This is a genomic window from Bacillus sp. NPDC060175 (genome assembly GCF_042728695.1).
GTDB lineage: Bacteria > Bacillota > Bacilli > Bacillales > Bacillaceae_G > Bacillus_A.
The window spans coordinates 1-24,549 of sequence record NZ_JBHWYR010000026.1; the positions used below are offsets into that span (position 1 = coordinate 1).

A 24,549-nucleotide genomic window follows, 5' to 3' on the forward strand; every position below is an offset into this window, starting at 1 on the left:
TACTTATATATAAACCATTTAATACACCATGTTAATTATTTCTTAATTTATATAAAAGAGGAATCCTTCAATGGATTCCTCTTTTATAACATATTTTCTCCTTAAAGAACGGCTAAATCTTATCTTAATAACTCCCTAATTTCCTCTATATTTAAATCAGTAAACTTCGCGATATCTTCAATCGGCATCCCTTTCTCATACATCCCACGAATTAACTGTATTTTCCCTTTTTCGATTCCTCTTTCAATTCCCTTTTCAATTCCCTTTTCAATTCCCTTTTCAATTCCCTTTTCGATTCCTTGTTCGATTCCTCTTTTAAGTCCTTCCTTTTCTGCATGCGCAAATTTCGCAGCCTCATCCATTAGTACTTTTTCTCTGGCGTCATATGCTTGCCTGAAAGAAGAATCTCGGCTCATATCTTCCCATTTATTCATCGCTTTTTGTAACATTGGGTCTTGGCTCATCGCAATATCCTCCAATAGTTCTGTCAATTGTTCATCTTCATTCGCCGGTAACAATAACAACCAACGTACAAATGCATCTTCCCAAGGATTTATTTTTTCCGCTTTCCACTGCCGCATTAATTTTGGAATCTCGACAACATGAATTTCTATGTCATCGCTTAATATTCTTTTCTGTTTCCTATTCCAAAGAACCCCCGTTGTATGAAACTCACCATACTCAGGAAACATGTTAAAATTCAATAAGTTCACAGTAATTGTTTTACAAAGTTCACTATACGCCATCCCTTTTTGCAGTTGAGATGTATATAATTTTCCCCAATAGTATAAACTTCGTTTTATCATATGATGATTATTATTCAACTGAATCTCCACATTAACCTTTGTACCCGTATTTAATGTAGCTAAAACATCTAAAATCGATAATTTATCGTCCTCATATTGACGATGTAAATGAGGATCCTCTAGTTGTAATGAAGCAATTGGTGATTCCAAAGATTCCTGTAACATCGCATTCAAAAATGTAATAAGAATATCTTCGCTACCACTTGTACCAAATAATTGTTTAAACGCAAAATCAATACGTAAATTAACTAATTTCTTGGACATGTGTCTTTTCACCTGCTTATTTTATTTATAGTTTCATTTTACATAACAAAAACGTAAGTAGGCAAATAAGAGCTTGAAATAATAAAGAAAAAAAGAGCTCTAATTAGAGCTCTTTTTCATCACCACACAACTATTCCACATTTCCTTTCACTTTCTCAATAACATCTTCTATACGCTTAGCTATACATTCCGGCTCCCAATCTCCTTCACCGTGCATAGCTGTATAAACTGGACAATTCTCATCATTACTATCTACAAAGATTGGATCTCCGAGATATGAATCTATCCCAACTACAATCCATCCATCTTTCCAGTCTCCTTCTTCATCCCCGATTAAACTTTGACCTTCATCATCAAAGCTATAACCAAGTTGCCCTTCTTCTATTTCTTCACTTTTAAATAATCCTATCATCAGTGGTTCAAATTCATACTCTAATTCAATTTCATTATCCTCAGCACGATCTACATATGCTAAAAGTTGTTTAATTTTATTATGGTTAATCATAATATTTTCTCCATTCTATCTTTTAAAAATCTAACTTTATTCATAATAAGCTGCCGCAAGTAACATCTGGGCAATAAACTTCCATGGAATATTTTCTGGAAGCTTCTCTCCTTGATTTATATAAACACCTTCATAATCACCTAACCAACCATGTAATGCCTCTAAATAAGTCTCTACCTCTATATTCCCCTATTCACTTTAAAATCCTTTTGAAGATATAAACCTCAATAAGTCTTCTTTAGAATTTACGTGCTCAAGGGATTCATACACATCCATATTATTCTCATCCTTCTATTGCTCGTCATTTAAACTAACTATAATATATGAAATAAGATTCTTAAAACTATTATTTGAGGTGATCCAATATGAAGACTACACTTTGGGCAGAAGATGATTATTTAAAATTAGCCCCTATTAACGACGAACTAATAAAAAAAGCAGAAGAAGTACTGAACGTAAAGCTCCCAGAATCATACATAAACCTTCTAAAAGAACAAAATGGGGGAACTCTTCGCCTTGATGCTCACCCTACTTCAGAGCCAAATTCTTGGGCAGATGATCACGTTAATGTTTCTGGTTTATATGGCATTTCTTTTAATGAGAATGAATCTAGTATTTTAGAGAGCCATTATTTAATTCAAGAATGGGAAATGCCTGAGAATATCGTACTTTTATCTGGTGATGGACATACATGGATTGCATTAGACTATCGAAATGTAGCTAAAAACCCTCCAGTTATATTTATCGATAATGAGTTTGAGGAAATTATTGAATTAGCACCTAACTTTGAAAGCTTCTTACAAAACTTAACTACTTACGATTATGATGAAGAATAAGCTTCGCTCTAAAGAGGAGCAAGATTTTATTACAAATTTACACGTTGCTTTAAAACCACTTGGATTTAAGAAGAAAAGACATACATTTTCCAAAGCTGACAACGGATTTTATAAGATCATTCATATACAAAAAAGCCAGTTTGGAGATGATTTCTATATAAATATAGGTGTTCATCCAATTGGTCTCCCGCAACTTATTACGGACCAATTACAAGTAAAAGAAAACATCTCACTATTCGATTGCATTCTACGAACAAGGATAGAGCCTATACATATGAAACAGAACCAGTTATTACATAATGTTTCACATGAAACTATCGACATTCCGAATTACCTTTCTACTATTTTCGACTGGTTTCAAACGTGGGCATCTTATGAAAATTTAATAAAGACAACTATACATTCCATTACTTCCATAATAGCTGTCGTTCCAATATTACAAGAAAAAGCATTTTTTCATTATCTAAAAATAGTAAAAGCACCCTTCATACAAAGGATGCTTTTACTATTCACCTACCACTTTCGCCTACACTCCTCAATCACACTAAGCAAATACCTCTTCGTCATATCAGCCCGTCTCCAACTAGAGAGCTTTCGCTTTTCCTTTGGATTATGCCGCATTCGCTCTACTTCTCTTAATAAAGGCTCCCACTTATGAGAGTAAAGTTCCAACATATATTGCAATCCTCTATCTTTTGAAACGATTGTTTTATGATCTAACGTATATAAAATACGTCCCATCGTAACGACAGCTGATTCTACCCATTCTTCTATGAAAAATAAATAAGGACGCTTCGCTTTTTCAAGCCAGTAATGTTCTACGTTATATTTCATTGTGTTTACTACATCGTTCCACTTTATTTGAAACGGAAGGTCTTCTGCTTCTTTCCCGATAACTGTAATACCTTGGTTTTTCAACGTCCACCATGTTACTGCATTAATGTCCCAGTAACCACTATCCGCTTTCCCCTCTGCACAATACACGTACTCATTTATTTCATGATTGTATTTCCCTAAATCAGCAAGCGGAATATACATACCATCCATTCTTTTACCTAACGTACTTTTCCTAAGTTTTTTATGCAGCTCTATAATTTGCTGTTTTTCAGCTTTATTCACGGAATCACTTATTACCGTAACAAAGTCCACATCGCTCGTTTCTATATGAAATGCTCCTAGCGCGATTGATCCGTAAATGTATACCCCGACTATTTTTTCATCCGAAAAAATTTCTTTTAATTCTACTATGTACTGCTCCATTAACTGTTTCACTTCTCCTGGTAAAGCATGTTTTATTCCATTCTCCACATCTATCCCTCCATTAAAAAAAGCCTTTGCAAATTCGCAAAGACTTCCTGCTTTATAAATATTTCTCGATTTCTTCGTAAACATCCTTCAAACGAGGATTTCCTTCTCCAACAATCTCTCCATTTACAAGAACGACTGGATAAAATAAATCTTCCTCCACTACTCGCTCTGCGAATGCTTTTTTCTCTTCATCTTCTTGTTCTTGTTGAAAATCAATATACTCGAAATTAAATTTATTTTCTTGTCCTTCATATTTACGACCAATCGCCGCTTGTAACCACTCAAACGTTTCTGTTGAAGATGGCATTCCGACGCAACTCGCACAAATCACTTTCGTCCCATACACTTGCACATTAACCATTTCTTCTCCCCCACTTCTTGCTCTAACAGTATATTCAGATACCTTAGTACATAAGCACATCATTTTACAAACTTATTCCATACCCCTATACTGAAAAAACACGTTGTACACATGATAAAATATTTCGACAATAAAACAAGAACAGAAAAAATAGATTTTCCCCTCTATCTTGATTATAATAAAACTGATGAAAGGAGTCGATAAAAATGGAAAACCCACATATGCAAGAACAAGTACTAGAAGTATTAGATAAATTACGTCCATTCTTACTTCGCGATGGCGGAGACGTTGAATTAGTAGACATTGAAGAAGGTATCGTAAAACTACGCCTTATGGGTGCATGCGGAAGCTGCCCAAGTTCTACAATCACACTAAAAGCTGGTATCGAACGCGCACTACTTGAAGAAGTACCAGGCGTTATTGAAGTAGAACAAGTATTTTAATCTAAAAGCGGAAGCGGCTCGTTCAGAACAGAAGGTCATTGGAGCTCCTGACGAAGAGGCGCTTTTTGCCTCACAGGAAGGCGCGAAATGGCCGACTGTTCTAGCCGCTGGAGCTAGACATTATCTAAAAGCAGAAGCGGCTCGTTCAAAGCTACTTCTAAGAAAAGAGACCATATTTGGTCTCTTTTTTTGTACGCAAACAAAACATACTCCCCCACACTATTAACATCATAAAACAAAATTGGAAATCCTTCTCAAAAAATGCGATAATTAATATATAGTGAATCGTTCACACATATAAAGCGAAAAACATAGGGGGGACGACGTATGCCAAAAATAGGGAGTACTTTTGTAACAATTCAAGAATTAGAACAGAAAAAAGAATATTTATTAAGTCTTTCACCCGTTATACCGACATGGAATACGAGCTATCAATTTTTATTTAAAGAAATACAACAAGAATTATTAAAAAAGGTAAATGAAAAAATTGAAAGACACCACATTATTTTAACTATATGTACAGATCAAAAAGTAGGAGCATAGCTTCTTATTATATAAAGATAGAAATGGGTATCTTTTATGGTATAAAAAAGAGACCTCAATTGGCCTCTTTTTTATACTTTTAAGATAGCCAATCTAATTTCCTAATGCCTAACTTATCAACTGGTAAACGAAATGACTCGTAAAAATGATTCATAAATTGCTCAGTGCGCTTCACATCATGTAAAATGATTTCTAAACGAGCTCTATATATGCCTTTTTGTTCTTCGTTTCCTGTTTGATAATATCGTTCAACCGTTTCAAAGTAGTGAAGCGGGAACAGAAGCCTTGCGAATAATAAGCGCCAACCAAATGAAGAGAGCGAATAATTACGTTCATAATCTGTAATGAATTGAACTACCGTTTGCTCCCAATCTTTCTTTTTTTCTATCATCATATAGCGAATACATTCTGCTATATCCCTACTTGGGTGATCATATACCCAATCAAAAGGAAGTTTTAAGCGCTTCGTTTGATGCCATAATAAAGGTGTAAATCGTTCTTGGCAAATTGTTGCTGCGTCAGTTATTTGTGGTGTATCGTCCATTTCTGTATCGACAACATATTGAATTGCATTTTCTGCAACTCCTAAGTAATACGGGAAGGATTCAATAAACAATTGATCGAATACGTCTGAAGGATGGTTCATCACTTGCGATTGCCAAAACTTTTCTAATTGGTCGAGCCTTTTTTCCCATAATGCTTTCCATTCACCAATGCGGCTTAATTGCTCAACTTCTTCTGGAAAGAATGCGCCACGTTTATGGAATATAGAAAGCTCACTTCCTAATGATGTAGCATGTCGCTCTAACATACGCATACCTTTTAATAAGCAATAATTTTTTTCTTCTATCTCACTTACATAGTAGCCGTGTATAGTCGGAACGAAAGTCGAAACAGTTATATCCCCTTGCTGGTTCATATAATCACTGAGCTTTTTCATCTCTACAAGTACTTCTTCCTCCATTTCTCCAATTGGAACAAGTACATAAATTTTGTTGCGAATCCAAAAGCTTTTATAGGGGCCAAGGGGGATTAATTCTTTAACATGCATGTGATAATGCTCATAAATATGCTGAATCATCGCAGTCGCCACCTATGGTTTTTCTTTATATATATGAGCTTGTGCTCGCCTTTCATTCCTATGCACATGATAAAGCAACGAAACGTATACAAATACTAAAAAGAAAAAAAGGTGATAAACATGAAAGACTCAAATCAACTACAAGAAAGAGCATTACAACTATTACAAGAGCGCGGTGTAACAATTGACGATATTGCTGATCTTGTTCATTTTCTTCAAAAGAAATACCATGCAAATTTAGAGATGTCAGAATGTCGCTATAACGTTGAGCGTGTACTATCAAAACGAGAAGTACAAAACGCACTTATTACAGGCATTGAACTTGATGTCCTTGCTGAAAAAGGACTATTAAGTCAACCGTTACAAGATATCGTAAAACGCGATGAAGGACTATATGGAATCGATGAAGTCATCGCGCTTTCTATCGTTAACGTGTACGGTTCTATCGGTTTCACGAACTTTGGATATATCGATAAATTAAAACCAGGTATTTTAGAATACTTAAATGATAAATCAACTGGACAGGTGCACACATTCCTTGATGATATCGTTGGCGGAATCGCTGCCGCTGCTTCAAGCCGTTTAGCGCACCGTGCTGAGCATTCAGAGTAACGTATCTAGGCCGTCAGTTTCATACTGACGGCCTTTCATATTCCATAAGCATAAACTCTCTTCCACGGCTCCAAAAAACAGGTCCTACTTGAAATCCAATATTTTCATATAGCCTAATCGCTCTCTCATTAAATGTCGCTACACTCAGTCGCAACATTTTCGAATTGAATTCCTCAGCAGCAAACGCTATCCCAGCTTGAAAAAATTCTTTTCCCATCCCTTTCCCTGTTAACTCGGGCTTCATTCCAATTCCTATATCTACTACATCTTCGCCTTCATATAAATTGGCATCTCTTCTGCCTGGAACTTGTGCATTTTCTCCAAAACAAAAATAGCCGATGAATTCTCGCTTCTCATCACAACAACCGTAATACGTCCCATCTAATAGCTCTTCTATTACTTCAGCATCTCCTGAAAAGCTATATAACGTATACGGTTCATCGTACGTCCACGTACTTATTTCGTTTGCTTCTTCTTCTGTTAACTTATGTATATCCATCTTCCCTTGTCCCCCTATTATATGCCTACTAACAATATTCGATATTCATCTTATAATTCATCTTTCTCAATATATTTTTTATATTTTCTACTTTATTTCCATGGAAGATTTTTCTTATTATGTTACGATTAAACAGAATCATTCAAATTAAGGTGGTGACAATTTGAATTACTTTTCTTATCTATCTTTGGAAGAGAAACGAAAATTTTTCTATAAAGAACCTCTTAGTTTTTCAAAAGATATAGAGAAAGGGCAATTGGCTTACGCACTAGGTGCTACCCTTTATACACCCGGTACGAAAGAGACGATTGCTGAAGATATCATTAGAAAAAAACATATAGGTGCTACATCGATTATTCTTTGCCTGGAGGATTCTATTAGTGATGAGGAAGTAAAACTTGCAGAACAAAACATCGTAGTCCAAATACAACAAATCGCCAACTTAGTCAGTGCTAACATACTGCACCAAACAGACATACCACTTCTTTTCATTAGAGTTCGAAATCCAAATCAAATGAAAGCAATTGTTACTGAACTAGGCAGTGCCATTCATTGTTTATGTGGCTTCGTCTTCCCAAAATTCACACCAATTAATGGAAGATTATACATCAATCAGCTTAAATATATTAACGAGCTATATTCATTTTCACTTTACGGAATGCCGATTTTAGAATCACCGGAAATTATGCATAAAGAAACGCGCTTAGAATCACTATTACAAATAAAAGATTTGCTAGATTCCTACTACGATTTCATCTTAAACATACGCATTGGTGCTACAGATTTTTCAAGTATATTTGGCATTCGTCGTAATAAATATACTCCTATCTATGATATTACTGTTATTCGTGATTGTATTTCGGACATTATTAATATTTTCTCTAGAGCAACTAACCAATATATAATTTCAGGATGTGTATGGGAGTATTTTTCTAATGATTATGAAGATGGGCTCATACATGAAGTATCACTTGATCAAGCGAATGGATTAATTGGAAAGACAGTTATTCATCCTTCTCATATTAATATTGTACAAGCGATGCACATTGTCACACTGGAAGATTATTTAGATGCAAAATCTATTTTACAAAATGCTGATACGTATAACGGAGTGCTAAAAAGTAGCTTTGCTAACAAAATGAATGAAGTAAAGCCACACTACAATTGGGCTCGCAAAGTCATTTTAAAATCTAATATTTACGGGGTGCTACATGAAAATAAAAAATTCACCGATCTCCTTATTACAAACACAAAGCAACTCGTATAACATTTTAAATGATATACAAGTTCATATAGAAATACGTGATGATCCATATAACTTAGCGCTAGACTCTTTTTTTCAAATGGCTGCGAGGGTAAATAAGAAGCGTAGCTTTTTATTTGTGAGTACCATTCTTGGAAAGCATCTTCCTGTTAAACCAGTAGTTGCTTTAGCAAGCGGATACGCTCTTGCTGCAAGATATATGGAAATACTACATAACACTGTTCATCCATTTCAGAAAGAAATTTTAAATCTCATTTCTTCAGAAATGGATGAAATTCCAGAAGAGGTATTTCATTATCAATATCCGTTACAGGAAGAAGTTTTATTTATCGGCTTTGCTGAAACAGCAACGGCACTCGGTCACTCTATGTTTCAATGTTTCAAAAATGCAAAGTATGTGCATACAACTAGGGAATCGATACCTGAGCTTGAACCCGTTATTACATTTGAAGAAGAGCATTCCCATGCAACATCGCACCGTTGTTATGTGGATAAAAATTTTTTCCAAAACAAAAATCCAATTATCCTTGTAGATGATGAGATGACAACAGGAAAAACAGCATTAAATATTATCAGGTCCATTCAAGAGAAATTCCCACGAGAAGAATACACCATCGCCTCTTTACTAGATTGGCGTTCCGATACACATCGAAACAAATTTAAAGAACTAGAAGATGAACTTCAAATAAAAATTCACGTTATTTCTTTATTGGGCGGAACCATTCGTGCGACTGGACATCCATTAACTACTTCCAAGAAAGAAATTCACAACAAAGGAACAGAGCCTCATTTTCAAAAGCATACAATTGCTTGTCCGACATTACCTTATACATCTATTGAACGTAAAGCAAATTATATAAAGCATACAGGTCGCTTCGGTATTTCAGCGCATGAACAAATACAAATCCATAATTTCGCTCAAAAGGTTGGCAATGACTTAAAGAAAAAACGAATAGGAAAACGATCGCTTTGTCTAGGAACTGGTGAGTTTATGTATATCCCTATGAAAATTGCTGCTCAAATGGGGGAAAACATTTTATATCAATCTACAACACGAAGCCCTATCCATCCTGACCAAAATGGGGTGCAGTATGCTATTTATAATCGTTTTTCGTATCCAAGTCCTGAGGATGCTACTATTACGAATTATTTTTATAATATTTCATCTCATGATTACGATGAAGTATTCCTTTTTATAGAACGTGACTTAGATGAGGAATCATTATCTCCTCTTTTAAAGCAATTACAAACGGTTATTCCAATTATTCATATCGTCTCATTTTCAAAAAGAATAGAAAAGGAAGGTCGATAACTATGGAAAGAGTAAAAGTAGATTCAAATATTGGTAGTTATAGCCGTGAAGATGCTATTTTTCTATTAAAAGATATTAGTGACATGCTGGAAGAAAGTTCAACAAAAACGAGAGAACGAGCGATTCAATCTGGCACACATTATTCTGAAATGTTGCCAATCGAATATAAGCCGTCTAAAGCCTATATGGATTTATTCTTCTCTTCAATGCAAAAATATAAACACAAAATAGCAGTTGCTGTTGGCGTCGTTGCAGAGCAAATCATACAGAATAAAGGAACAAATCTTGTCCTCGTTTCATTAGCACGTGCAGGTACGCCTATCGGTGTTCTCATAAAGCGCTATATACGTTATCGTTATAATCTTGATGTACCACATTATTGTATTTCGATTATTCGTGGAAGAGGTATTGATGAAAATGCTCTTCGCTATATTTTAAAGCACCATCCAAATGAGACGATGCAATTTATTGACGGTTGGACAGGAAAGGGAGCAATAAAAAAAGAACTAAAACATGCAATACTTGATTTTAACGAGAAAAACAATACACAGATTTCTCATTGCATGGCGGTACTTGCTGATCCTGGTTACTGCACTTCAATTTATGGCACCCGAGAAGATTTTCTCATTCCAAGCGCTTGCTTAAATGCAACCGTATCAGGATTAATTAGTCGTACTGTATTAAATGATGCCTTTATTGGTTCAAATGATTTTCATGGTGTTAAATATTATAAAGAACTAGAACAAGAAGACTTATCCAACTTTTTTATCGACGAAGTAGCAACATCATTCCCTTCTGCTCATTTTCATATAAACGAACAATTACATCATATTGCTTCAACATACACAAAGCCATCTTGGCAGGGGCTAAAAGACATCCAATCTATTCAAACACATTTTAGAATAGAGGATATTAACTTAATCAAACCAGGAGTTGGTGAAACAACTCGCGTGTTACTACGGAGAATGCCTTGGAAAATTTTAATACGAACAGAAAATAATCCTGAGTTAGAACATATTTTACTTCTTGCAAAAGAAAAGAATGTCCCTGTGGAAATATACGAAAATATGACCTATTCATGTTGCGGTCTAATTAAACCCCTTATGAGGAAAACAACATGATTTTTGCCAGCGATCTTGACCAAACCCTTATTTATTCTCGCAAATCATTTCGCGCTCATATAGAAGATGCATCCATTCAACTCATTGAAACTTTGGATGGGAAAGAGATTTCTTTCATATCGTATAAAACCATTTCGCTATTAAAAAAACTGCAATTGCACTCACATTTCATCCCAGTCACCACAAGAACTATTGAACAGTTTCAGCGCCTTTTATTGTTCAAAAATGAAATTATTCCTGAGTATGTTGTTACAAGTAACGGTGGCAATATTCTTCATAACGGCAAGCAAGATACTATTTGGAAAGAAAAAATACAAAAGAGAATCTCAACAGAATGCCTAGAAAGTAATGATATACTAAAAGAATTTGAACAACTTGCCCATAAAGATTGGGTCACATCAAAAAAAACTGCCGATCGATTATTTCATTACTGCATCGTAAAGCGCGAAAACATTCCCTATGATGAATTAAAGGCCTTCACTGCTTGGTTGGATGAACAAGGTTGGACTCACTCACTTCAAGGTAGAAAATTATACTTTGTACCGAAACCAGTTAACAAATGGGATGCTGTCCAATATATAAAAGAAATACTACAAATAGATACCGTTATTACAGCCGGGGATTCTTTACTCGATTTATGTATGCTTGAAAAAGCTAACTATGCTTTCGCACCACTTCACGGCGAACTGGGAGCAACACATGATAACTTACAACCTCATATTTTAAAAACAAATGAAATTGGTATATACGCAGCAGAAGAAATTGTAAGTAAAGCCCTTCAAATTATCCATCGTTCATTACCTACTTTATAATACAAATATGCATAATTGCATGCGCGCACCCATTTAAAAAATGCTACAATTTATTCGAATCGCTGTTGCTACACTTCTTGATTAAAGAAAAGACGTTAAAACGGAAATTAACGTCTTATCAGACTCAAGCAATTGACACATTTTGTCATCATGAAAGACACTCGAAAGAGTGTCTTTTTTTCTATACCTGAGCAGGACCTGCTCATTTACAAAATTAATGCATAAATTAATATAACTCTTTAAACGCATTATTCCCTTTCTATATGTTGCGGCGTTCGTTGCGACAGATTCGGATAATAAAAAGCACTCCAGCCAGAGTGCTTTTTACTTTCAAACAAGGAGGTTACATATATGGATAGTACTCTTGTATTTAACTTTGGAATTGGTATTGTCATCATTTTATTCGTCTTCTTTGTACTTTGTATGAGCGGGATATAGAAAGACGGTTTGGGACGTCTTTTTATACATATGTATTATTTGACCGTCGCCCCAAAAGTAACCATAACAGTTACAGATATGCGAATAACTACTAACATATCCACAAATAGGAGGAAGAAAAACGAAATACTTGAGCGTACATTCTATACAAGCCTTCCTTCTGTGGACAACGATGTACGTAAACACTATCTTGAAGAAGTAAAAGAAGTTGTGAATCGCGTATTTTAATAAAAAACTCCGGTTATAACAACCGGAGTTTTTTATTTCATCATCAATTTCGGAATATATCTTTGAAGAATGCTTTCTAATTCATTAATATCTTCCTGTCTAATAAGTAAATTTACATTGTCATTCATTTTTTCTCGCCCGCGATATAAAAATATATTTTCTTTTGGATTTTCCCATGTTGATGTTTTATAGCCTTTTAATTCTTCGTATGAATAAAAGTTCAATCCGTCTATTACACCTTTTTCATATATTTGTACACTTTTAATAAGATGGATAGCTATTAAAGTCATAAAACAACTTGCTACAGCATAACTACCTGACTGAACGAGAAACTGTTCAACTGTACCAATATCACCATTTACGTACTGAGCATATATATACATACATTGCCCGATGAAGTATGCTGGTCCAAGTAATGCAATCCAACGTCGTTTCACCCGAGGATATGTTGCAATAAGTTTTCCTGCACTTTTTTTCATTTCATTTATTTTATATATCTTCCATAGAACAAAGAACAAAACACATAATGTAAAAACAAACATAATACATGACATCCAGTACACTCTTATTCCTCCCCTCCATATCACCACATATAAATTTTACATTTTATATACCTATAGTACATATGTAATTATGCATAAAAAAACAGGCAACCTCTTCCGGTTACCTGCCTTTCATTACATCTTCTCAATCCACTCTGTCAAGTTATGCACAACTCGCGTCGGTTGTACTTCATATTCTATTAACTTCTCCACAGTTGTTACTCCAGTGTGGACAATAAGGGTATGCATACCAGCATTTATCCCCGCTAAAATATCTGTATCGTAGTTATCCCCAACCATTAATGCTTCTTCTTTTTCTATGCCAAGCACTTTTAACGCTTGTTCCATAATGATTGATTCTGGTTTTCCAATAAAGATTGGATCCACACCTGTTGATACTGCTACAACTGATGTTAATGAACCGTTACCCGGTAATAATCCGCGCTCGGTCGGAATTGCGATATCCCCATTTGTTGAAATAAACGTTGCACCGTTACGCACAGCAAGGCACGCTTTCGCTAATTTTTCATATGTGATGTCGCGATCTAATCCAACAACGACGAAATCAGGATTTTCATCCACAATTTCAAATCCTTTTTCCACAAGAGCAGCATGTAAGCCCTCTTCACCAATCATATATACAGTTGCATCTTGTTTGCGCTCATAAATAAAGTTCGCTGTAGCCATACTCGTTGTGAATACTTGCTCCGCTTTCGCTGGAATATCGAAACGAACAAGTTTTTCTGCAACTTGTTCTGGTTTACGAGTTGAGTTATTTGTAACGAATAAATATGGAATACCGCGTTCTCCTAATGCTTTTACGAAGTCACTTGCTTCTTCAATTTGTTCTTCACCGCGATACATCGTACCGTCTAAATCAATTAAATAACCTTTATACATTATTATGTCTCTCCTTCTATGCTAACGTTCATATCTATCATACCACTCTTATATTAACCCCTTTTTCAAAAGAAAAAAACGCTTTACCCTAAAGCGTCCCATAACGTTCATTTTTTCTCTTTTATTTGGTACGAACAATTACAATCTCCCTCACACATGTTTGCTAACGTCTTCACATTTGCATCTACAAATAACCGCTTATACATATCTTTTTCATCTTCACACACTTGCGGGAATCTCTCTGCAATTTCCTTTAACGGACAGTTTTGCTTTTCAAATATGAAAGAATGCTCCCCATCTCGCTTTATTTGAACCATATAACCGTTTCTCTCTTGCATAGCAGCTACTTCTTGAACTTTATACGCTAAATTGCTTTGATTACTTATCCTCTTTTGCAACTGTTCTTCCATTCGTTTCGTTCTCGCTTGCAAGACGTGACGCAGCATTTTTTCATCGCCCATTCGAGCTAAATCTTCTAGCATATCAATAGCAAATTGCTTATATTCTTTCGGGAATGTATCTTCTCCCTTTTGACTTAATCCATACAAATATGTTGGTCGTCCGACATGCTGTCTTACCATCTTTGAATAGATTAGCTCATCTTTCTCCAGTTTACTTAAATGCCTTCGAATCGCCATCTCAGTAATCTCTAAAGCTTCAGCTAAATCTGCTACAGTATGCTCACCCTTTACCTTCAATAATTGTACAATCTCTTCTTTCGTAGTACGTGCTTCCCCCATATTTCACCCTTCTCCCTTTTCTCTCTCATATACAATATAAGATCCCCAAAGGAATCTCCGGGGATCTTATAAGCATAATTATTCTGGTACAAATGCAGATACAGGTCCTAATTCCTTTTCTAAATAACTACGAATATTCGCTGGGTATTTCTCTACCACTGCGATATTTTTTTGAATCGTCTTATATAATTCATCATGATTCATTTGAATATAATCTTGCGTAAGCATTTTTCGAAGAAGAATAATTTCTTTAATATGCGCTCCCTCTTCTCCACTTATAACTCTCTCGTCCATTAAAATATCAATAATATCTTCGTAACTTCCTGGATCGCGCATAATAAATCCATCAATCATCGCATTCCCTACATCTAATATACAATCGATAATAAGATGGGCTATGCGCTCTAATGCATAAAATTCAAACTCTGTTTCATATGTCTTTTTCTCTTGAAATGTATTTGTTGCTCGTTCTAAACATACTAGCATTTGTTCTATTTTCTTTCTGTCTACGAAGTACATGAATGTCACCTACCTGGAAATTAAAGCATTTACATTTTAATTGTAACGCTTTCTTCTGAAAAAATCGACAATTTTTCGAATTCACCTTTTCCTCGTTATTTGTTATAGTTATATTTGTATGATTTTTGAAATTGGAGGAATGCAACCTTGGAACGTGAACTCGCACTAGAAATTGTCCGTGTAACAGAAGCAGCAGCCTTAGCATCCGCACAGTGGATGGGCCGCGGAAAGAAAAACGAAGCAGATGATGCAGCAACTACAGCTATGCGTGATATGTTCGATTCAGTAAACATGGCAGGTACAGTTGTAATTGGTGAAGGAGAACTTGATGAAGCACCGATGTTGTATATTGGTGAAGAACTAGGAACAGGTAACGGTCCAGAAGTAGATATCGCCGTTGATCCATTAGAAGGTACAAACATCGTTGCGAAAGGCCTTGCAAATGCAATGGCAGTTATCGCAATCGCAGATAAAGGAAACCTTCTTCATGCTCCGGATATGTACATGGAAAAGATTGCGGTTGGTCCAAAAGCAGCTGGTAAAATTAGCTTAGATGATCCAATTGAAAAAACAATTGAAATTGTAGCAGAAGCAAACAATAAAAAAATTCGTGACCTAACGGTTATCGTGCAAGAACGTGAACGTCATCAAGAGATTATTGACCGTGTTCGTGCAAAAGGTGCACGCGTAAAACTATTTGGTGATGGGGATGTTGGTGCATCCATCGCTACAGCTTTACCTGGGACAGGTATCGACTTATTCGTAGGTGTTGGTGGAGCTCCAGAAGGCGTTATTTCTGCAGCAGCATTAAAATGTCTTGAAGGTGAAATGCAAGCGCGCTTAGTTCCAATGAACGAAGAAGAAGAAGCTCGTTGTCGTGAAATGGGATTAGAAGATCCTCGTCAACTTCTTATGTTAGATGACTTAGTATCTGGTGATGACGCAATCTTCTCAGCAACAGGTGTATCTGCTGGTGAGTTATTAGACGGCGTGAAATTCCTTGGCGGAGATTTAGCTGAAACATATTCTATCGTTATGCGTTACAAAACAAGAACGGTACGATTTATTAAAACGCACCACCATTTAGACCATAAGCCACACTTAAACTTAGATATTTAATAAAGGAGCCATGTGTATGGAAGAACGTTTCTTTCTGTACGACGATACTGTCGCTACAAAAACTCGTTTCGTTAGCTTTCTAGGGGAAAATGAGCGTCATGATTTAGCGCTTCTATACTCCGATCGTCATTACGGTAAAACGATAGTCCTTGATATGCAGAGCAACAAATTTGCTATCATCGGTCCTGACGATTTAAACGAACAAGGCTACTTAGAGCATGCATTTTCGATGTCTGAAGAAAATGCAGAAGAATTACGCTCATTTTTATTTGAACTTATATAATTTATCTGGTGCACCAGCTATGTTAGCTGGTGTTTTTTTACAATTTATATTTTGAATTTTCAATCTTATATGTTATACTTATGAACAAATCTATTTGGATAGAAAGGACGTTATCTACGTATGCCAACAATTACTTTGTAGTGGACCAGCAATTGGATAGCATTACTCTCAAAAAAGCACCGTGCTTTTTCAAGGGAGTAGTCTGCCCATTCCCATTACAAAGGAACGTAACGCATCTGTAGTATGATGTTTACGGAGGTTCCTCTTGGGGGAATCTCCTTTTATTTTTGTCTACTTCTCATGTCTTCATACTACAAGACATCCAAATAGCTGTATTACGTTCCTTTGCCACTAATATAAGAGGTGAAGGAAAATGCAGAAAGTACAACTTTCTTGGAGTTTATATGAAAATGAGTTATCCACAATCGAAAAATATTGTAAAAATTGCAGACGTACTACCCTTTTTACTGATACGAACATTCGCAGGCATAACGCAAATGGAAAAAACATATACCGATTTGCAATTTATAAATGTCCGAAAAATCATACGTGGAATCAAAAGCTCCACATTTATAAATCATTTACTGATCATGTCGAAACTGTCGATATGGCTCAGCAAGAACAAACTGAAACAAACACGATTATTTCTATTACAGAGTATAAAGAAAGTGGTATAGAAGAAATAACAATAACATTAGAAATTGTTCTCGGATCTCACCGAATTGATAGAGCATTATCCACATATATTTCAGATTGGAGCCGCGCTGCCATTGTGGATAAAATTGAAAACGGTCGTATTCAGCTAAACGGACGACACCTGAAACCAAACACAACACTCACTGAAGGTGATTTCATCTCAATTTGTTTATAAAGGAGACGATTATGCTAAAAATAAGAAAAGGCACAATTGATTTATTGGACGAATTAGATGTGATGTATGCAGAATGCAAAGAAGCACTCTTACAGAACCAAATTTATCAATGGGATGATTCTTATCCGACGCGAGAACATATTTCCTATCATTTAGAACAGGACGAATTATATTGTCTATTCCAAGACCAAGTACTTGTCGGCGCTGTTGTCTTAAACGAAGCAGAGTCTCCAGAATACAAATTAATTGACTGGTCAGAAACAGAAGGACACTTTCTTATCGTCCACTCTTTTGTCGTCCACCCGCTCGTGCAAGGCAAAGGATATAGTAAAGTACTATTATCCTTTTGGGAAAGCAAAGCAAGACGGGAAGGTTACAAAGGAATACGCCTAGATTGCTTTACAGGTAATCCTGTTTCATTAGGCCTATATGAAAAAAACAATTATATTTGCCGAGGTGCTGTTTATTTCAAAAGTAAACAGCCTCCTCATAATTGGTACAACTGCTATGAAAAAATCCTCTTACAATCGTAAGAGGATTTTTTCATTTCTTCACTTTTCGTAATACGAAGTGTGCACAACCGAAGTTACAGTACTCGTATAAATACTCTGATAAAGTACTAATTTTCGTATCATATGTCGAACGTTGATTACTATCATCAAAGAATCCACGCAATCTAAGTTGCTCATAACCCCAGTCTCCAACGATATAATCATATTTATTTAAAATTTCTGCATAGCGCTCTTTAAGTGCTTCTTCACTAAAACCATCACGAAAGTTTTTAATTACTTCGTACTGAACATTATTAACGCTCACCGTAGTATGAATCTCTTGCTTTTGCTCCATTATGAACTTCCTCTCTAAGCATTCTTCTTTTTATCGTATCACAAAGCATAACAACCAACAATTTCAAATACAAAAAATTGAAAATTAGTGCATGCTATGGAGAAGGAGGTGATACATCGTGAAAAAGCAAATTATACTCTCTCTTCTCACTCTTTCCTTATTTGCAGGCTGCCAATCAACTAATAAAGCTGAAATGGAGCGTGAAGAAGGAAGTCGTGTTCTTGTTTCCAACAAAAACGACATGTATCATACGGAAAACACAAATACAAGGTTAACGAGAGTCGGTTATTCTTCTAAACAGAAGCATGAAGTATCTAACAAACAAGTAGGCGCTATTAACCGTGAGAAAGTCGCCGAAATGATTACGAGCATGACAGTCAAACTTCCTGATGTCACCAATGCCGCTACACTCGTTACCGACGATGAAGTGTTCGTTGTATACCGTGCAAACACAACGGATCCGAAACTCGTAACAGATCAAGTATATAAAACAGCTTTGTCCATCGTCCCTCGCTATTATAAAGCATATGTATCAACAAACCAAAAGTTGATTTCTCAAATTCAAGGTCTTCAATCTGGTAGCTTAAACGATAAAGAATATGAACAAAGTCTTGATATGCTAAAACGTGAAATGAGTAAAAATCCTCATTTGAACAATACAGGGGATCAAACTTTGAATGATATGATTAAAAAGTAAAAGGTGGAGAAAACCTCCACCTTTTTTGAATTTATTGAATAAAGAAGCAGTTAAATGAAATATATTAACGATTATTTCATTTTTTATTACGATCCGCATAAACCTCCATCGCATCACACATAAACTGTGCTAAACCTTCACCAAACTTATCAATATTTTTCGTAAAGCGCTCATCAGCGACATACATTTGACCGAGTCCCTTAAATGCATCTAATGAATATTCACCGAAGTTTTGCAAGTAATCGTACCATACTTTAATTGCAGATTGTGCTTCTGTAGAATCAGGTGCTCCATTTCGAAGTGTCGCTAGATTTCTGTAAATAGTATTAAACTCCTCCTGTTTCTCTGTAGACATACCCTTCGCTGTTTTATTCGCTTTATCTACAGCTGCGTCTCCCCATCTTTCACGTGCTTCTTCTTCGTACGGGTTATGGCTAAAATCAAACCCTTCAAATTTCTCTTTATTTGTCATCTCAATGTCTCCTTTTGTATGCTTAATTGTTTTATCAATCGTCGCTATCACTTTATCCAACCTAGCTCGCTTTTCAAGAAGCATTTTCTTATGAAGCTGTAATGCCTCTTCACGGTCGAATGAAGGACTCATGATAATCTCCTTAATCTTCTTTAAAGGGAAGCCAAGCTCTTTAAAAAATAAAATTTGCTGCAACGTTTCTAAATTTTCATTGGAATACAGACGATATCCAGACTCTGTCGTCTCATCTGGGGTTAACAACCCAATTTCATCGTAATGATGCAGTGTGCGCACACTAATTCCAACTAAATTAGCTACTTCTTTTATCCTCATTGTCATGCGTATCTCCCCCTTAATACATACGATAAAGTATGACGTAACGTTAAAGTCAATAAAAATTTCATTTTGTTTTTGAAAGATTCATCTCTCCACATTCCCCTACATTTCATGCATAATATATATGTACATACATTAGAAAGCGGTGAAAGTATGGTTTCAAATACTGTAATTGCCAGTATCATAATTCAACTCGTTGTTTCGGTTCTGGTCCCAATTATTGTACTCGTTTATTTCCGTAAGAAATATAATATTAATTGGAAAATAGTTGGCGTTGGTATCCTTATCTTTATCGGGTTTACCCAAATTCTCGAAACACCATTCCAATTATTCATGCGTGGTAATCCCACAACAGCTGAGTTTTTAAAGAACCCATTTATCTTTTCGATTTTCGGCGGACTAACTGCTGGTATTTTTGAAGAACTAGGTCGTTTCGTTGCCTTTTACTACTTACTGAAAAAATATCGAGATTATAAAGACGGTCTTGCGTACGGAATTGGACACGGCGGTATTGAATCGATTTTAGTCGGTGGATTCGCTGGGCTTCAAACTCTTACCTTTGCAACATCTATTAACAATGGTAGCTTCGCTCAAATGGTTGAACAATACCCACAACTGAGCCATATCAAGGACTTGTTAATAGAGCAACCTGCCTACTTATACTTACTCGGTAGCTTAGAAAGAATTATGGCACTCGTTCTGCAAATTGCTTTTACAATGCTTGTCGTATACGCAGTAAAACAAAAGAAATACATCTTCCTCGTATACGCTATACTATTCCACGCACTTGTAGACTTTTTCGCAGCACTTTACCAAACAAAAATGATTAACATCTTTGTAGCAGAAGGAATTACTCTTCTCTTCGCGATTGGCGCTTTCGTTCTTATTCGCAAAATGAAAGAGAAATTAGTGAGTGCTTCAGAGTAAAAATAAACCACCAATTTTGGTGGTTTATTTTTTATGTGGATTATCGCAATGATGATAACTTTTCCCTCCTTGCAGCTCCCTCTTTGTTTCTGCATCTATAACGATATATTTATGCAACTCCTCTACTTCATTTTGAGAAAAGGAAGTGAAAAAGTATACTTGGCGATCAGGATGAATAAACGAATCTTGAAGCACCACTCTACTGCGACAGCCGACAGCTGTTTTTTTTCGGAAGACAAATTCTGCATCTTGTACTTCTTTAAATAAGATTTTTTTACGAACACTATACGCCGCATTTTTGTATTCCTTATAGACCTTCTTATCTAACTGTTCATAAAATAGATCTTCATTCACAAACGACTTATTTTGATTACTCGGGTATTCTAAGTTTTGATTTGATTGTGCATATGCTGTGGACAATTGTATGAGAAAACAAACACTGAATACAATGCATATCATTTTTTTCATAATTGCACCTCAAATTTTGATTTATCCACATTACTTTTCCACAGACCTAGATCACTATGCCCTTTCCAAGAAAAAGGAATTTTTTCCACATTTGTCGAAGTATATATCGTCAACTTGAAAGATGGGGATGAAATATGAAGAAAATTATTGTAATCAGGCATTGTTCAGCAACTGGACAAGAACGTAATGCGGAATTAACAAACATGGGAAGAGACCAATCAAACACCGTTGCTACATTCCTCATGGAAAATCATCTACAAATAGAGCATATTATTTCAAGCCCATTTGTCCGAGCTATCGATTCTATTCGGCCATATGCCCTCCAAGCTAATTTATCTATTCAAGAAGATGAACGGTTAGCAGAACGCATATTAAGCTCTGTTTCAATGGATGATTGGCTTCAAAAACTAGAATACACTTTTACCAATATAGATATTGCCTTTTTGGGCGGAGAGTCAACAAAACAAGCAACAGACCGTGCCATCTCACTTATTCAGGAAGTTTTAAAACTAGAGCATGACACAACATTACTCGTTACACACGGCAACTTACTCACATTAATTTTAAAGCACTTTGATCATACTATTGGCTTTGACGAATGGAAAACTTTAACGAATCCTGATATTTATGAAATTACACTTGATGAACAATCTATCATAAAACGATTATGGGAAGCGCCATCCAAGTAATATCCCTTTCCAATACATTCAGTTGACACTGCGAGAAGGTATGGTAGGGCTGCAGTAAAACATAGAGAGGGGTATCATTCAATATGTACGAAGACGTACTTTCTTTACTACATAAAACAAATGCTTCTTATGAAAAATTTGAACACGAACCAGTGCTTGACTATGAGACTGATCGAATCGTTCGTGAAAGGCTCGGCTTACAAGGTAATCCAAGTAAAAGCCTATTTTTAAAATCAAAATCCGGGGCGTATTACGTATTCTTTACGTTAGAGGGAACTCGCCTCAACCGAGGAGAGATGAAAGAAATAACAGGAGAAGGCTTATCTCTCTGTTCTCCTGATGAGCTAAGAGAAGAGACTGGTTGCATGCCAGGATGTGTAGCTCCTTTCGGTTATTCACAAGATGTAACGATTATTGTGGACAGTTCAATTTATACTTACAAAAAAGTTTTAATCACACCTGGTGTGCCTGAATTTACAATTGAATTATCCACAGAAGAATTAAAAAGAATTTTATCAACGTGTCAAAATACAGTTTTAGAGTATAAGAAAAAGGAGAGCTAATATTAGCTCTCCTTTTTCATTATTTCGCTTCTGCTACTTTTTCTTTCGCAGAACGTACTTGCTCGTCCGCATGATAAGAAGAACGCACAAGTGGACCAGCTTCACAGTGGCTAAATCCTTTGCTAAGTGCAATTTCTTTAAGCTCTGCAAATTCTGCTGGTGGGTAATATTTAAGAACTGGTAAATGCTTCTTAGATGGTTGTAGGTATTGTCCAAGAGTTAAAATATCCACATTGTTTGCACGTAAGTCATCCATTGCTTCAATTAAATCTTCTCTTGTTTCACCTAAGCCCACCATAATGCTCGATTTAGTTGGAATATCAGGCTGCATTTCTTTTGCTCGACGTAAAAACTCTAATGAACGGTCATACTTTGCTCTAGCGCGAACTCGGTTAGATAATCGACGTACTGTTTCAATGTTATGGTTCAAAATATCTGGTTTTGCATCCATTAACATTTTTAAGTTTTCTTCTACCCCAGCCATATCAGATGGTAATACTTCGATAGATGTGAATGGGTTTTTACGACGTACAGCACGTACTGTTTCAGCAAAAACAGCTGCTCCGCCGTCTTTTAAATCATCACGTGCAACCGCTGTTATAACAACGTGCTTTAAGCCCATTTGTACTACAGAATCTGCTACGCGTTCTGGCTCTTGTAAATCAAGCTCAGTTGGCAAGCCTGTTTTAACCGCACAAAAACGACAAGCACGTGTACAAACCGCACCTAAGATCATAAATGTTGCTGTTTTCCTTACAGCCCAGCATTCATGAATATTCGGACATTTCGCCTCTTCACAAACTGTATGAAGATTCTTAGAACGCATCATTTTCTTTAAGCCTGTATAGTTTTCATTCGTGTTTAACTTAATTTTCAACCATTCGGGCTTGCGCTTATACTCTGTTTGTTTTGTCATGGTTATCAACTCCGCACAATATGAAATAGTTTACCGTGTTCGCTTCTTTCAATGTAACATATCTATTCTAACGTATGAAAGCGATTTGCTCAAATGAAGATTCTAAGATTTTTTCCAATCGTTCCCTATAATGAAATACTCCGTATATCCCACACTAAAAAGAGTGATGTTGTGAAAGGAGTCTATTTCATGCTTCGAAAAATTTCTCTTTTGCTTTCGATTTGCTTTCTTCTCCACCAAAACATCGCTTTCGGTGAAGATAATCAGCAAAGCATATATGAAAAGCGCATGGCACTATATAAAGAAACTGAGCAATCTTCAGGTATTCCGTGGTATTACTTAGCTGCAATGGATCAATACGAAAGAAACATACGGAGCGTAAGAAAGGATATTCCGAAAAAACCAGATGCCATCATTTCCCTTTATTTCAAGCCTGAAATATGGGCTGGACCTGTTAATAGTAATGATACTCTCCCCCATACGATTTCTCTATTTGGCGGAATTGGTTTAGATGGTGACAAAGATGGATTTGCAAATGCAAATACCGATCGTGATCTTCTGCATACAGCAGCAACTATTTTAAAGAAACAAGGAACGTCAGAAGATCGTATTAATATTATGCTTTGGGAATATTATAGACGTGCAAAAACAGTTGAATTAATTACAGAATACGCCCAAATTTATAAACATTATGGCCGCATTAATTTAGAAGGAAATGCTTTCCCTCTCCCGATTCGCAGTGACAATAGCTACCGTAGTACTTTCGGTGCTGGTAGAAGCTTTGGCGGCAGGAGGATTCATGAAGGAACCGATATTTTTGCTGGATATGGCGTACCAGTACGGTCAACTTGCTATGGCGTTATTGAAACAAAAGGATGGAATCGTCTTGGTGGATGGCGCATTGGTATTCGTGACCTTCATAATAATTACCACTATTACGCTCATTTAGGCGGGTTCTCTAAAGAAATACAGCTCGGACAAATTGTCGAACCAGGAAAAGTAATCGGATTTGTCGGTAGTACTGGTTATGGTCCTCCTGGCACAGCTGGAAAGTTCCCGCCCCACTTACATTTCGGCATGTATAAAGACAATGGCTATACGGAATGGGCTTTCGATCCATACATGCATTTAAGCCTTTGGGAACGAAAAGAACGAGCAAATACAAAACGATAACCGTAGCAAATTGCTACGGTTATTTTTATAAATATAAATCAATAGAACACTACTG

31 protein-coding genes and 3 pseudogenes are annotated in these 24,549 nt (G+C 36.0%); 19 read left to right on the forward strand and 15 right to left on the reverse strand.

Annotated elements, in window-relative coordinates; translation table 11 throughout:
• Window positions 1–119: 119 nt before the first annotated feature.
• The 3 genes and pseudogenes from ACFWDE_RS14640 to ACFWDE_RS14650 all read right to left on the reverse strand — a co-directional run bounded on the left by ACFWDE_RS14640 (window position 120) and on the right by ACFWDE_RS14650 (window position 1,851).
• A complete protein-coding gene (locus tag ACFWDE_RS14640; protein WP_377893046.1) occupies window positions 120–1,070 on the reverse strand; it encodes an Rpn family recombination-promoting nuclease/putative transposase in 951 nt (316 codons plus the stop codon).
• A 130-nt stretch (window positions 1,071–1,200) separates the two neighbouring features.
• A complete protein-coding gene (locus ACFWDE_RS14645) occupies window positions 1,201–1,575 on the reverse strand; it encodes a hypothetical protein (protein WP_377893047.1) in 375 nt (124 codons plus the stop codon).
• 36 nt (window positions 1,576–1,611) lie between these two features.
• Window positions 1,612–1,851 (reverse strand): annotated as a pseudogene (locus ACFWDE_RS14650) (DUF7660 family protein).
• Between the two features lie 89 nt (window positions 1,852–1,940).
• On the opposite strand from ACFWDE_RS14650, the gene ACFWDE_RS14655 reads away from it, so the two are divergent.
• A complete protein-coding gene (locus ACFWDE_RS14655; protein WP_377893048.1) occupies window positions 1,941–2,411 on the forward strand; it encodes an SMI1/KNR4 family protein in 471 nt (156 codons plus the stop codon).
• Window positions 2,398–2,865: pseudogene (locus ACFWDE_RS14660) on the forward strand (DUF4304 domain-containing protein); the annotation flags it as partial. The gene ACFWDE_RS14655 and the pseudogene ACFWDE_RS14660, both read left to right, overlap by 14 nt.
• A 59-nt stretch (window positions 2,866–2,924) precedes the next feature.
• Here the strand turns inward: ACFWDE_RS14660 and ACFWDE_RS14665 are convergent.
• Together ACFWDE_RS14665 and ACFWDE_RS14670 are read right to left on the reverse strand one after the other, a co-directional pair.
• On the reverse strand, window positions 2,925–3,719 hold the full coding sequence (locus ACFWDE_RS14665; protein ID WP_377893049.1) for a nucleotidyltransferase domain-containing protein: 795 nt from the start codon (window positions 3,717–3,719) through the stop codon (window positions 2,925–2,927).
• Between the two features lie 52 nt (window positions 3,720–3,771).
• Window positions 3,772–4,080, reverse strand: coding sequence for a YuzD family protein (locus ACFWDE_RS14670; RefSeq protein ID WP_002145082.1), 309 nt, complete (start codon window positions 4,078–4,080; stop codon window positions 3,772–3,774).
• 206 nt (window positions 4,081–4,286) lie between these two features.
• Between ACFWDE_RS14670 and ACFWDE_RS14675 the strand changes: the two genes are divergently transcribed.
• A complete protein-coding gene (locus ACFWDE_RS14675) occupies window positions 4,287–4,523 on the forward strand; it encodes a NifU family protein (RefSeq protein ID WP_000431159.1) in 237 nt (78 codons plus the stop codon).
• Between the two features lie 327 nt (window positions 4,524–4,850).
• Complete coding sequence (locus tag ACFWDE_RS14680) at window positions 4,851–5,066, forward strand: hypothetical protein (RefSeq protein WP_002068096.1); 216 nt, start codon at window positions 4,851–4,853, stop codon at window positions 5,064–5,066.
• Between the two features lie 79 nt (window positions 5,067–5,145).
• Here ACFWDE_RS14680 and yutH read toward each other — a convergent pair whose 3' ends face one another.
• Complete coding sequence (gene yutH, locus ACFWDE_RS14685; protein ID WP_219920735.1) at window positions 5,146–6,147, reverse strand: spore coat putative kinase YutH; 1,002 nt, start codon at window positions 6,145–6,147, stop codon at window positions 5,146–5,148.
• A 120-nt stretch (window positions 6,148–6,267) separates the two neighbouring features.
• Here yutH and ACFWDE_RS14690 point away from each other — a divergent pair, with 120 nt between their 5' ends.
• Window positions 6,268–6,759 (forward strand): phosphatidylglycerophosphatase A family protein, encoded by a 492-nt coding sequence (locus tag ACFWDE_RS14690; RefSeq protein WP_002145078.1) that lies wholly within the window; start codon window positions 6,268–6,270, stop codon window positions 6,757–6,759.
• Between the two features lie 19 nt (window positions 6,760–6,778).
• Here ACFWDE_RS14690 and ACFWDE_RS14695 read toward each other — a convergent pair whose 3' ends face one another.
• A complete protein-coding gene (locus ACFWDE_RS14695; RefSeq protein WP_377893051.1) occupies window positions 6,779–7,258 on the reverse strand; it encodes a GNAT family N-acetyltransferase in 480 nt (159 codons plus the stop codon).
• A 163-nt stretch (window positions 7,259–7,421) separates the two neighbouring features.
• On the opposite strand from ACFWDE_RS14695, the gene ACFWDE_RS14700 reads away from it, so the two are divergent.
• From ACFWDE_RS14700 to ACFWDE_RS14720, 5 genes and pseudogenes are all read left to right on the forward strand, one after another.
• Window positions 7,422–8,525, forward strand: a complete 1,104-nt coding sequence (locus ACFWDE_RS14700) for an HpcH/HpaI aldolase/citrate lyase family protein (RefSeq protein ID WP_377893053.1) — start codon at window positions 7,422–7,424, stop codon at window positions 8,523–8,525.
• Window positions 8,470–9,834, forward strand: a complete 1,365-nt coding sequence (locus tag ACFWDE_RS14705) for a phosphoribosyltransferase family protein (protein ID WP_377893054.1) — start codon at window positions 8,470–8,472, stop codon at window positions 9,832–9,834. Before ACFWDE_RS14700 ends, ACFWDE_RS14705 begins: the two co-directional genes overlap by 56 nt.
• Before the next feature lie 2 nt (window positions 9,835–9,836).
• Window positions 9,837–10,955: a cysteine protease StiP family protein gene (locus tag ACFWDE_RS14710; RefSeq protein ID WP_377893055.1), complete on the forward strand. Its 1,119-nt coding sequence runs from the start codon at window positions 9,837–9,839 to the stop codon at window positions 10,953–10,955.
• Window positions 10,952–11,767, forward strand: coding sequence for an HAD family hydrolase (locus tag ACFWDE_RS14715; RefSeq protein ID WP_377893057.1), 816 nt, complete (start codon window positions 10,952–10,954; stop codon window positions 11,765–11,767). The genes ACFWDE_RS14710 and ACFWDE_RS14715 overlap by 4 nt, the downstream gene beginning before the upstream one ends.
• Before the next feature lie 561 nt (window positions 11,768–12,328).
• Window positions 12,329–12,433 (forward strand): annotated as a pseudogene (locus tag ACFWDE_RS14720) (NAD(P)H-dependent oxidoreductase); the annotation flags it as partial.
• Window positions 12,434–12,465: 32 nt separating this feature from the next.
• Here ACFWDE_RS14720 and ACFWDE_RS14725 read toward each other — a convergent pair.
• The 4 genes from ACFWDE_RS14725 to ACFWDE_RS14740 form a co-directional block, all read right to left on the reverse strand.
• Complete coding sequence (locus ACFWDE_RS14725) at window positions 12,466–12,996, reverse strand: iron ABC transporter substrate-binding protein (protein ID WP_377893058.1); 531 nt, start codon at window positions 12,994–12,996, stop codon at window positions 12,466–12,468.
• Window positions 12,997–13,110: 114 nt separating this feature from the next.
• Window positions 13,111–13,875, reverse strand: a complete 765-nt coding sequence (locus ACFWDE_RS14730; protein ID WP_377893059.1) for a TIGR01457 family HAD-type hydrolase — start codon at window positions 13,873–13,875, stop codon at window positions 13,111–13,113.
• Between the two features lie 107 nt (window positions 13,876–13,982).
• Window positions 13,983–14,615 (reverse strand): helix-turn-helix transcriptional regulator, encoded by a 633-nt coding sequence (locus ACFWDE_RS14735; RefSeq protein ID WP_377893060.1) that lies wholly within the window; start codon window positions 14,613–14,615, stop codon window positions 13,983–13,985.
• Window positions 14,616–14,693: 78 nt separating this feature from the next.
• Window positions 14,694–15,134, reverse strand: coding sequence for a DUF86 domain-containing protein (locus tag ACFWDE_RS14740; protein WP_002145069.1), 441 nt, complete (start codon window positions 15,132–15,134; stop codon window positions 14,694–14,696).
• 147 nt (window positions 15,135–15,281) lie between these two features.
• Here ACFWDE_RS14740 and glpX point away from each other — a divergent pair, with 147 nt between their 5' ends.
• The 4 genes from glpX (at window position 15,282) to ACFWDE_RS14760 (ending at window position 17,940) form a co-directional block, all read left to right on the forward strand.
• On the forward strand, window positions 15,282–16,253 hold the full coding sequence (gene glpX, locus ACFWDE_RS14745; protein ID WP_002174048.1) for a class II fructose-bisphosphatase: 972 nt from the start codon (window positions 15,282–15,284) through the stop codon (window positions 16,251–16,253).
• A gap of 16 nt (window positions 16,254–16,269) precedes the next feature.
• Complete coding sequence (locus tag ACFWDE_RS14750) at window positions 16,270–16,536, forward strand: DUF3055 domain-containing protein (protein ID WP_002034592.1); 267 nt, start codon at window positions 16,270–16,272, stop codon at window positions 16,534–16,536.
• A gap of 373 nt (window positions 16,537–16,909) precedes the next feature.
• Window positions 16,910–17,407 carry a cytoplasmic protein gene (locus tag ACFWDE_RS14755; RefSeq protein ID WP_377893063.1) on the forward strand — a complete coding sequence of 166 codons (498 nt, stop codon included), beginning with the start codon at window positions 16,910–16,912 and terminating at the stop codon, window positions 17,405–17,407.
• 11 nt (window positions 17,408–17,418) lie between these two features.
• Window positions 17,419–17,940, forward strand: coding sequence for a GNAT family N-acetyltransferase (locus ACFWDE_RS14760; protein WP_377893064.1), 522 nt, complete (start codon window positions 17,419–17,421; stop codon window positions 17,938–17,940).
• 10 nt (window positions 17,941–17,950) lie between these two features.
• On the opposite strand, the gene ACFWDE_RS14765 is transcribed toward ACFWDE_RS14760, so the two are convergent.
• On the reverse strand, window positions 17,951–18,253 hold the full coding sequence (locus ACFWDE_RS14765; RefSeq protein WP_002015914.1) for a YutD family protein: 303 nt from the start codon (window positions 18,251–18,253) through the stop codon (window positions 17,951–17,953).
• 118 nt (window positions 18,254–18,371) lie between these two features.
• On the opposite strand from ACFWDE_RS14765, the gene ACFWDE_RS14770 reads away from it, so the two are divergent.
• Window positions 18,372–18,950, forward strand: coding sequence for a YhcN/YlaJ family sporulation lipoprotein (locus tag ACFWDE_RS14770; protein ID WP_002068062.1), 579 nt, complete (start codon window positions 18,372–18,374; stop codon window positions 18,948–18,950).
• Between the two features lie 76 nt (window positions 18,951–19,026).
• On the opposite strand, the gene ACFWDE_RS14775 is transcribed toward ACFWDE_RS14770, so the two are convergent.
• On the reverse strand, window positions 19,027–19,761 hold the full coding sequence (locus tag ACFWDE_RS14775; RefSeq protein ID WP_016096606.1) for a MerR family transcriptional regulator: 735 nt from the start codon (window positions 19,759–19,761) through the stop codon (window positions 19,027–19,029).
• Window positions 19,762–19,869: 108 nt separating this feature from the next.
• Here ACFWDE_RS14775 and ACFWDE_RS14780 point away from each other — a divergent pair, with 108 nt between their 5' ends.
• Window positions 19,870–20,685 (forward strand): YhfC family intramembrane metalloprotease, encoded by an 816-nt coding sequence (locus ACFWDE_RS14780; protein WP_377893066.1) that lies wholly within the window; start codon window positions 19,870–19,872, stop codon window positions 20,683–20,685.
• Between the two features lie 24 nt (window positions 20,686–20,709).
• Here the strand turns inward: ACFWDE_RS14780 and ACFWDE_RS14785 are convergent, their stop codons facing one another.
• Window positions 20,710–21,153 carry a hypothetical protein gene (locus ACFWDE_RS14785; RefSeq protein ID WP_377893068.1) on the reverse strand — a complete coding sequence of 148 codons (444 nt, stop codon included), beginning with the start codon at window positions 21,151–21,153 and terminating at the stop codon, window positions 20,710–20,712.
• Window positions 21,154–21,287: 134 nt separating this feature from the next.
• Here ACFWDE_RS14785 and ACFWDE_RS14790 point away from each other — a divergent pair, with 134 nt between their 5' ends.
• Together ACFWDE_RS14790 and ACFWDE_RS14795 are read left to right on the forward strand one after the other, a co-directional pair.
• Window positions 21,288–21,842, forward strand: coding sequence for a histidine phosphatase family protein (locus ACFWDE_RS14790; protein ID WP_377893070.1), 555 nt, complete (start codon window positions 21,288–21,290; stop codon window positions 21,840–21,842).
• Window positions 21,843–21,925: 83 nt separating this feature from the next.
• Window positions 21,926–22,405, forward strand: coding sequence for a YbaK/EbsC family protein (locus tag ACFWDE_RS14795; protein ID WP_377893072.1), 480 nt, complete (start codon window positions 21,926–21,928; stop codon window positions 22,403–22,405).
• 19 nt (window positions 22,406–22,424) lie between these two features.
• Here ACFWDE_RS14795 and lipA read toward each other — a convergent pair whose 3' ends face one another.
• Window positions 22,425–23,321: a lipoyl synthase gene (lipA, locus tag ACFWDE_RS14800; protein WP_002112653.1), complete on the reverse strand. Its 897-nt coding sequence runs from the start codon at window positions 23,319–23,321 to the stop codon at window positions 22,425–22,427.
• 189 nt (window positions 23,322–23,510) lie between these two features.
• On the opposite strand from lipA, the gene ACFWDE_RS14805 reads away from it, so the two are divergent.
• Window positions 23,511–24,494, forward strand: coding sequence for a M23 family metallopeptidase (locus ACFWDE_RS14805; protein WP_377893074.1), 984 nt, complete (start codon window positions 23,511–23,513; stop codon window positions 24,492–24,494).
• Window positions 24,495–24,549: the final 55 nt, after the last annotated feature.

Excerpts from the sequence above, each read along its gene's own strand:
- ACFWDE_RS14640 (WP_377893046.1), bottom strand. The coding sequence starts at position 1,070 with ATGTCCAAGAAATTAGTTAATTTACGTATTGATTTTGCGTTTAAACAA.
- ACFWDE_RS14645 (WP_377893047.1), bottom strand. The coding sequence starts at position 1,575 with ATGATTAACCATAATAAAATTAAACAACTTTTAGCATATGTAGATCGT.
- ACFWDE_RS14655 (WP_377893048.1), top strand. The coding sequence starts at position 1,941 with ATGAAGACTACACTTTGGGCAGAAGATGATTATTTAAAATTAGCCCCT.
- ACFWDE_RS14670 (WP_002145082.1), bottom strand. The coding sequence starts at position 4,080 with ATGGTTAATGTGCAAGTGTATGGGACGAAAGTGATTTGTGCGAGTTGC.
- ACFWDE_RS14675 (WP_000431159.1), top strand. The coding sequence starts at position 4,287 with ATGGAAAACCCACATATGCAAGAACAAGTACTAGAAGTATTAGATAAA.
- ACFWDE_RS14680 (WP_002068096.1), top strand. The coding sequence starts at position 4,851 with ATGCCAAAAATAGGGAGTACTTTTGTAACAATTCAAGAATTAGAACAG.
- yutH (WP_219920735.1), bottom strand. The coding sequence starts at position 6,147 with ATGATTCAGCATATTTATGAGCATTATCACATGCATGTTAAAGAATTA.
- ACFWDE_RS14690 (WP_002145078.1), top strand. The coding sequence starts at position 6,268 with ATGAAAGACTCAAATCAACTACAAGAAAGAGCATTACAACTATTACAA.
- ACFWDE_RS14695 (WP_377893051.1), bottom strand. The coding sequence starts at position 7,258 with ATGGATATACATAAGTTAACAGAAGAAGAAGCAAACGAAATAAGTACG.
- ACFWDE_RS14705 (WP_377893054.1), top strand. The coding sequence starts at position 8,470 with ATGAAAATAAAAAATTCACCGATCTCCTTATTACAAACACAAAGCAAC.
- ACFWDE_RS14710 (WP_377893055.1), top strand. The coding sequence starts at position 9,837 with ATGGAAAGAGTAAAAGTAGATTCAAATATTGGTAGTTATAGCCGTGAA.
- ACFWDE_RS14715 (WP_377893057.1), top strand. The coding sequence starts at position 10,952 with ATGATTTTTGCCAGCGATCTTGACCAAACCCTTATTTATTCTCGCAAA.
- ACFWDE_RS14730 (WP_377893059.1), bottom strand. The coding sequence starts at position 13,875 with ATGTATAAAGGTTATTTAATTGATTTAGACGGTACGATGTATCGCGGT.
- ACFWDE_RS14735 (WP_377893060.1), bottom strand. The coding sequence starts at position 14,615 with ATGGGGGAAGCACGTACTACGAAAGAAGAGATTGTACAATTATTGAAG.
- ACFWDE_RS14740 (WP_002145069.1), bottom strand. The coding sequence starts at position 15,134 with ATGTACTTCGTAGACAGAAAGAAAATAGAACAAATGCTAGTATGTTTA.
- ACFWDE_RS14750 (WP_002034592.1), top strand. The coding sequence starts at position 16,270 with ATGGAAGAACGTTTCTTTCTGTACGACGATACTGTCGCTACAAAAACT.
- ACFWDE_RS14755 (WP_377893063.1), top strand. The coding sequence starts at position 16,910 with ATGCAGAAAGTACAACTTTCTTGGAGTTTATATGAAAATGAGTTATCC.
- ACFWDE_RS14760 (WP_377893064.1), top strand. The coding sequence starts at position 17,419 with ATGCTAAAAATAAGAAAAGGCACAATTGATTTATTGGACGAATTAGAT.
- ACFWDE_RS14765 (WP_002015914.1), bottom strand. The coding sequence starts at position 18,253 with ATGGAGCAAAAGCAAGAGATTCATACTACGGTGAGCGTTAATAATGTT.
- ACFWDE_RS14775 (WP_016096606.1), bottom strand. The coding sequence starts at position 19,761 with ATGACAATGAGGATAAAAGAAGTAGCTAATTTAGTTGGAATTAGTGTG.
- ACFWDE_RS14780 (WP_377893066.1), top strand. The coding sequence starts at position 19,870 with ATGCATAATATATATGTACATACATTAGAAAGCGGTGAAAGTATGGTT.
- ACFWDE_RS14785 (WP_377893068.1), bottom strand. The coding sequence starts at position 21,153 with ATGAAAAAAATGATATGCATTGTATTCAGTGTTTGTTTTCTCATACAA.
- ACFWDE_RS14790 (WP_377893070.1), top strand. The coding sequence starts at position 21,288 with ATGAAGAAAATTATTGTAATCAGGCATTGTTCAGCAACTGGACAAGAA.
- ACFWDE_RS14795 (WP_377893072.1), top strand. The coding sequence starts at position 21,926 with ATGTACGAAGACGTACTTTCTTTACTACATAAAACAAATGCTTCTTAT.
- lipA (WP_002112653.1), bottom strand. The coding sequence starts at position 23,321 with ATGACAAAACAAACAGAGTATAAGCGCAAGCCCGAATGGTTGAAAATT.
- ACFWDE_RS14805 (WP_377893074.1), top strand. The coding sequence starts at position 23,511 with ATGCTTCGAAAAATTTCTCTTTTGCTTTCGATTTGCTTTCTTCTCCAC.